Annotated in this window: 2 protein-coding genes; one reads left to right on the forward strand and one right to left on the reverse strand. The window is 37.2% G+C overall.

Features of this window, described 5'->3' with window-relative positions; genetic code table 11:
* Positions 1-848: NAD(+) diphosphatase (locus ACTTG8_RS10080; protein WP_442561975.1), on the reverse strand; the 848-nt coding region annotated here is incomplete at its 3' end.
* Between the two features lie 209 nt (positions 849-1,057).
* Between ACTTG8_RS10080 and ACTTG8_RS10085 the strand changes: the two genes are divergently transcribed.
* The coding region (locus ACTTG8_RS10085; protein ID WP_442561976.1) for a 2-isopropylmalate synthase at positions 1,058-3,012 on the forward strand (1,955 nt) is incomplete at its 3' end.

Consider the following 3,012-nt stretch of genomic DNA (forward strand, 5'->3'; position numbering starts at 1 on the left):
TGCATTTGCACTATATCCTCAGGGTAGAACCAAGTTCCCTCCTTTAGTTCGCTAGTTTCTAGCTCTACCTCATCATCTCCGTCTACCTCTGCAAAAAAGCCTGCAAGTAGGGAAGAAGAGGCAGACCAAGGCTGGCTCTTATAAAAACTTATGTTTTTAAGCTTAAGTCCTACTTCTTCAAAAGCCTCTCTAGCTGCACTTTCTTCAAGGGTTTCGCCTATTTCGGTAAAGCCTGCTACAAGGGCGTAGCGGTTATAGCCCTTATTGGCGTACTTAGTAAGCAAAATCCTACCCTTGCTTATAATACCGACTATGACTCCGGGGCAGATTTTAGGATAAATTAGATTGTTACATTTAGGACATCTTACCATACGCTCCTTATTGTCAAGTTCTGTACTATGTCCACATCTGCCACAGTAACGGTTAGCTTTATACCAAGAGTAGAGCTGCCAGGCTGTTATAACAGCAAAAGAAGTATCGAGAGGTTTAATGGAACGGTATTTAAGGGCAGAAAGATAAGATAAGCCCTCGGTTTTTGGAGAAAAATTATCATCATTTAAAAGATAAAATTCCTTTTCTACTCCGTTTAGTTTCATTTTAAAAAGATAAATCAATTTATCCGAGATTGGAGTTTTCTCATCGTTTATTTCTTTAAAAGTAGGTAGAGTCCATATAACTTCTTCACTATTAGCCTTGCCGGGTATGGCATTTTCAAGGCTTTCAATATTTCCATAAGCATGACAGAGTATATCGTTATTTTTAAAATACAGTATAAGGCTTTCGCTATTAGGTACGGCATTTGGGTTGTAGCTGTTGTTATAGTCGTTGTTTAATAAATCTTGTATCATATTCTTCCTCTTTATAAATTGATATGAAGATTGTAACACTTATTAAAATAATATAAAAGCGTTTTATGGGAAATTATCAGCCTTAAGAGCACTGGTTAAAAAATATCAATTAAACAGTTAAAATCTTACCTATGTAAAAAATAAAAAATGTGATATATTAAATTTTATCAAGAATATAGGATAAATTTTAATGGACTTTGGAGAAAACTATGGAAAATTATAATAGGTATCAGAGAAATTATTTTATGCCGAAGAATCCTAGCTATGATTGGGTACAAAAAGAATACATAGATAAGCCACCGTACTGGTGTTCAGTAGATTTGAGGGATGGGAATCAGGCACTGATAGAGCCTATGAGCTTGGAAGAAAAGCTGGAGTTTTTTAAAATGCTTGTGGAGATAGGATTTAAAGAAATAGAGGTTGGTTTCCCTGCGGCATCCGAAACTGAGTATAATTTTATGAGGGCTTTAATTGAAAATAATCTTATTCCTGAAGATGTAACAGTTCAGGTGCTTACTCAGGCGAGGGAGCATATTATAAAGAGGACTTTTGAGGCAGTAAAGGGAGCTCCTCATGCAGTTATCCATGTATATAATTCTACTTCTGTAGTGCAGAGAGAACAGGTCTTTGCAAAAAATAAAGAAGAGGTTAAGGAGATTGCGATAAATGGAGCAAGGCTGTTAAAAAAAATTGCATCAGAAACAGAGGGAAATTTTTCTTTTGAATATTCTCCTGAGAGTTTTACAGGCACAGAGCCGGAGTATGCTCTTGAAGTAATAAATGCAGTGATAGATGAATGGAAACCGACTAAGGAAGATAAGGTAATCATTAATCTTCCTGCCACAGTAGAGCTTTCACTTCCTCATGTATTTGCTACGCAAGTAGAATATATCCATAAAAATATGAAGAATAGGGAAGGGGTTATCCTCAGTCTCCATCCTCATAATGATAGGGGAACAGGAGTAGGAATAGCAGAGTTGGGGCTTTTGGCAGGGGCAGAGAGGATAGAGGGTACGCTCTTTGGCAATGGAGAGAGAACCGGAAATGTGGATATAGTTACACTTGCAATAAATATGTATTCGCATGGAGTAGACCCAAGACTTGATTTTTCTAACTTGCCTGAGATAAAAGAGGTATATGAGAGACTTACCCGTATGGAAGTCTCTCTACGGCAGCCTTATGCCGGAGAACTTGTGTTTACAGCATTTTCCGGCTCACATCAGGATGCAATATCAAAGGGCTTTGCTTATAGAGGAGAGCATAAAGAGGATAAATGGGCAGTACCTTATCTTCCTATTGACCCTAAGGATGTAGGCAGGAGCTATGCCGGAGATGTAATTCGTATCAATAGCCAGTCCGGAAAGGGTGGCGTAAGCTATATCTTAAAGACAAATTATGGAATTGAAATACCGAAGAATATGCAGGAGGCACTTGGGTACACTGTCAAATCTGTTTCTGACCATGAGCATATAGAGCTTACTGCGGATAGAATTTATGAGATTTTACTGGATAAATATGTAAATAACAAAGATGTTTTTTCTATAAGAGATGCCGAGTTTGTACAAAGCGGAGGCTTTCTTGCTACTGTAAGTATTGCGCACAATGGTAAAGAGCGTATAGTCAAATCCAATGGTAATGGACGCTTGGATGCGGTTGCAAATGCTCTTAGGCAGTATTTTAACATAGATTATGATATATCGGACTATGAGGAGCATGCTCTTACTAAGGGGTCAACTTCTAAGGCAGTGACCTTTGTCGGTATTATTTATGAGAACAAAAAGTACTGGGGAGTAGGCTTTGATGAAGATATTATTAAAGCATCCATAGATGCTCTTGTGTCTGCCCTTAATCAGCCTGAAAAACTTAGCTTTGTAGAAGAAAAAGAAGAAAGGCTTAACAATATATTAAATATAGTTCAAGAGAATTACAAAGACATTACTCTGGAGAAACTTGCTGAAAAGACCTATCTTTCCAAACCTTATCTTTCCAAATATATTAAGGCTAAGTCGGGACTGTCCTTTGGAGATAATGTAAGGAATATAAGGCTTAAAAAGGCAAAGGCACTTTTAGCAGGAGGCAATTTAAAAGTAGAAATGATTTCTGAAATAGTGGGTTATCCTAATGTAGAACATTTTATCAGGATTTTTAAGAGGGAATTTGGAAA

Source organism: Catonella sp. (assembly GCF_052173895.1).
Lineage (GTDB): Bacteria > Bacillota > Clostridia > Lachnospirales > Lachnospiraceae > Catonella.